At 70.1% G+C, this 3537-nt stretch carries 3 protein-coding genes and 1 pseudogene; 1 reads left to right on the top strand and 3 read right to left on the bottom strand.

Annotated elements, in window-relative coordinates; genetic code table 11:
• The 3 genes from resB to AOK11_RS37645 all read right to left on the bottom strand — a co-directional run.
• Positions 1–1695: cytochrome c biogenesis protein ResB (gene resB / locus AOK11_RS37655; protein WP_079035331.1), on the bottom strand; the 1695-nt coding region annotated here is incomplete at its 3' end.
• A 5-nt stretch (positions 1696–1700) separates the two neighbouring features.
• Complete coding sequence (locus AOK11_RS37650) at positions 1701–2516, bottom strand: cytochrome c biogenesis CcdA family protein (protein WP_381029918.1); 816 nt, start codon at positions 2514–2516, stop codon at positions 1701–1703.
• 1 nt (position 2517) lies between these two features.
• Positions 2518–3198: a TlpA family protein disulfide reductase gene (locus tag AOK11_RS37645; RefSeq protein WP_055598114.1), complete on the bottom strand. Its 681-nt coding sequence runs from the start codon at positions 3196–3198 to the stop codon at positions 2518–2520.
• A 45-nt stretch (positions 3199–3243) separates the two neighbouring features.
• Between AOK11_RS37645 and AOK11_RS37640 the strand changes: the two are divergent.
• A pseudogene (locus AOK11_RS37640) lies at positions 3244–3537 on the top strand (peroxiredoxin family protein); the annotation flags it as partial.

Genomic DNA, 3537 nt, shown 5'->3' with positions numbered 1-3537 from the left:
GTCGGGGTCCGGGGCGGGGTCGTAGAGGATTCCGGCGAGGTCGCCGAGTTCCTCGGGCACGGTGGCGGACTCGCTGCGGCCGAGCCCGGCCATCTCGACGACGGTGACGCCGTCGGGGCCCTCGACCGCGCGCACCCACACCCGGCGCCGCTGGATGAACAGGGAGCCGGCCAGACCGGCGATGGCGACGAGGGCGCCGCCGAGGGCCCAGCCGCCGCCCGGCTCCTGGACCATCTGGAAGCCGGCCCACTCCCTGACCTCCTTCTCGAAGGTGACCGAGCCCGCCCCGCCCGGGAGGGTCATGGTCTCGCCGGGCGTCAGCATCTTCTTGAACAGCTCGCCGTCGGAGTCCTTGAACTCCTTCATCTTGGTCTTGTCCATCTGGTACACGCTCTGCGGAATGCCGGAGTCGGCCTTCAGGTCGCCGTGGTAGGCGGACAGGGCGAGTACGGGATAGTCGAGGCCCGGGAACTGGGAGAGCATCGTGCCGCTCTGGGAGCCGCCGAAGGTGGGCACGAAGAAGGCGTTGAAGCCGAGCTGTTCCTTCTTGCCCTCGGCGTTGCGGTAGCCGTCGAGGACCTTGACCACGCCGGAGGAGGTGACGTTGGAGTCGAGCGGCAGCAGGGGCACGGCGTCCTTGAAGACGACCTTGCCGTCGCCGTCGCGGACGGTGATCACGGGCGCGTAGCCGTGGCTGACGAGGTAGATCCTGGAGTCACCGATCACCAGCGGTTCGTTCACCTTGACGGTGGTCGTCTTCTCCTCGCCGTAGGCGCCCTCGGTGTAGACGAGCTCGGTCTCGTAGGTGCGCGGCGTTCCCTTGTTGGGGCCGCTGCGCTCGTAGGTGCCGGTGAAGGACTTCACGTCGAAGCTGAACGGTTCCAGGTCGGCGACGTCGAAGAGGTTGCCGGACTTGAAGTCGTCGTACTGCGTGAGCGTGTTGGCGAAGCCGTTGCCCTCGACGATCAGCTTGTTGCCCTCGGACTTGAACAGCTGGCCCCAGGCGAAGGCGATCAGCATCACGATCAGGGCGAGGTGGAAGGCGAGGTTGCCCGCCTCGCGCAGATAGCCCTTCTCGGCGGCGACGGCGTCACCGGCGAGGTGGGCGCGGAAGCGGCGCTTCTTCAGCAGGGCGAGCGCGGCCTCGCGGACCTGCTCGGGGTCGGCCTCGGTGCGCCAGGTGGTGTACGCGGGCAGCCGGGTCAGGCGTTTGGGGGCGCCCGGCGGGCGTCCGCGCAGCTGGCCGACGAACTGCAGGGTGCGGGGCGCGATGCAGCCGATGAGGGAGATGAACAGCAGGATGTAGATCGCCGAGAACCACACCGAGCTGTAGACGTTGAACAGGCCGAGCTTGTCGTAGACCGGTGCGAGGAAATCGTGCTGCTCGCGGAAGTCGGCGACCCGGGTCTCGTCGACACCGGTCTGCGGGATCAGCGAGCCGGGGATCGCGGCGAGCGACAGCAGCAGGAGCAGCAGCAGCGCGACCCGCATGGAGGTGAGCTGCCGCCAGAACCAGCGGGCCCAGCCGATGACGCCCAGGGCGGGCAGGTTCGGCAGGTCCTCCTTGGGGGCGGTGGACAGCTGGGAGCCGGCGGCGCCCAGGTCCTGGTCCTGCTCCCGGGCGGCGGTGTCGGCCGCGTCGCCCTCGGATCCCGCCGGGGTGTGTCCCGGCCCGGTTTCGGATGTCGTGCTCATCGCCGTCAGATCCCCACAGTGAAGCCGTTGGACCAGGTCTGCATCTCCATCACGAGGCTGTCCCACACACCGGTGAGCAGCAGCACTCCGGTCACGATCATCATCGTGCCGCCGATCCGCATGACCCAGACGTAGTGCCGCTTGACCCAGCCGAAGGCGCCGAGGGCCTTGCGGAAGGCCACGGCCGCGAGGACGAAGGGCAGACCCAGCCCCAGACAGTACGCGACGGTCAGTACGGCCCCGCGTCCGGCGCTCTCCTGCTGTGCGGAGAGCGTCAGCACGGAGGCGAGGGTGGGGCCGATGCAGGGCGTCCAGCCGATGCCGAAGAGGGCGCCGAGGACGGGCGCGCCGGCCAGTCCGGCCGCCGGACGCTTGTGGAAGCGGAACTCACGCTGGGTCAGCCAGGGCATCATCCCCATGAAGAAGACGCCCATGAGGATCATGAGGACGCCGAGCACCTTGGTGAGGATGCCCGACTGTTCCTGCAGCGTCTGCCCGAAGTAGCCGAAGAAGGCCCCGCCGGAGACGAACACGACGGTGAAGCCGAGGACGAAGAGCGAGGCGCCGGCGACCATCCGGCCGCGCCGGGCCTCGGCCAGGTCGGTGCCGGACACGCCGGTGACGTAGGAGAGGTAGCCGGGGACCAGCGGCAGGACGCAGGGCGAGAAGAAGGAGACGAGCCCGCCGAGCAGGGCGATGGGCAGCGCCACCAGCAGGGCGCCGTTGAGCACCGTGCCGTTGTAGACGGACTCGGTGGCGAGGTGTCCCGTCCCGGCGGCGAGGGAGCCCACGTCGGCCGCGAGCGTGGTGAGGGCGGTCACGTCACTTCTCCGCGAGGACCGGCTCGAGCATCTTCAGCAGCCGTTCCTCGCTGAGTGCGGTCAGTGAGCGGGCCGCGATCCCGCCGTCCCGGTCCAGGATCAGGGTGGAGGGGATCGCCTGCGGGTTGAGGGTGCCCTTCTCGAAGCGGAGCATCAGCTTGCCCGTGGGGTCGTACAGGCTCGGGTAGGTGATGCCGAAGTCCTTCTCGAAGGCGAGCGCCGCGCCGGTGGTGCTGTCGCGGGTGTTGATGCCGACGAACTGCACGTCCTGGTCGGCGTAGTCCTCGGACACCTTGGCGAAGTACTTGGCCTCCGCGCGGCACGGGTTGCACCAGGAGCCCCACATGTTGAGGACGACGACCTTGCCCTGGAAGTCGGCGACGTCGAGGTGTTCGCCCTCGAGCGTCTTGCCGGACAGTTCGGGCGCGGCGGCGCGCTCGCCCTTGGCGGCGGTGGAGATGCCGTCGGTGCCGGTGACGAAGTTGGTGTTGCCGCCCCCGCCGGACGTTCCGCCGGAGCCGCACGCGGTGAGCAGCAGTGCGGCCACCGCGGCGCCGGCGGTCAGGGCGGCACGGCGGCGGGCGCGGGCGCGCGGGGGACGTACGCGGGCGGCACGGGCACCGGTGTCACAAACGCCGGTGGCGCGGTTCGAGCGCTGGGGGGCGCGGCTGGCGGCACTCATGTGAAAAGTTTCGCATGTCCGTTCCGGGGATCTTGGGCACCCCCCTTGCGGGCGGAAACCCGCATATCAGGCGCTGCTCGCGGTGCCCGCCCCCGCGCCCGCCGCCGTGCCGCCCTGACCGCCGGCGCCGCGGTGGCCGCACTGCTGCTCACCGCGTGCGGCTCCGGCGGAACGTCCGGCGGGGGCGGCAACACCAACTTCGTCACCGGCACCGACGGCATCTCCACCGCCGCCAAGGGCGAGCGCGCCGCCGCGCCCGAACTGTCCGGCAAGACGCTCGAGGGCGAACACCTCGACGTCGCCGACTTCCAGGGCAAGGTCGTCGTCCTCAACATGTGG

The organism is Streptomyces hirsutus, assembly GCF_001418415.1.
In the GTDB taxonomy this organism is placed as follows: Bacteria; Actinomycetota; Actinomycetes; order Streptomycetales; family Streptomycetaceae; genus Streptomyces; species Streptomyces hirsutus.
The sequence above is the reverse complement of the archived record's forward strand: the minus strand, read 5'-3'. Positions and strand labels throughout refer to the sequence as shown.